The organism is Streptomyces sp. NRRL S-455, from assembly GCF_000717875.1.
GTDB lineage: Bacteria > Actinomycetota > Actinomycetes > Streptomycetales > Streptomycetaceae > Streptomyces.
In genome coordinates this window covers 1-213 of sequence record NZ_JOCT01000112.1, presented here as the reverse complement: position 1 = coordinate 213, position 213 = coordinate 1, and the positions used below count along the sequence as shown (strand labels likewise).

Annotated in this window: 1 rRNA gene; it reads right to left on the bottom strand. The window is 58.2% G+C overall.

Annotated features, from left to right (window positions below):
• Nucleotides 1-213, bottom strand: a 23S ribosomal RNA gene (locus IE97_RS0138050); the annotation flags it as partial.

The window sequence follows — 213 nt, the reverse complement described above, 5'->3', positions numbered from 1 at the left end:
GCAGGCGTCAGTCCGTATACATCGCCTTACGGCTTCGCACGGACCTGTGTTTTTAGTAAACAGTCGCTTCTCGCTGGTCTCTGCGGCCACCCCCAGCTCTGGCAGCAAGTGCCGTCACCGGATGTGGCCCCCCTTCTCCCGAAGTTACGGGGGCATTTTGCCGAGTTCCTTAACCATAGTTCACCCGAACGCCTCGGTATTCTCTACCTGACC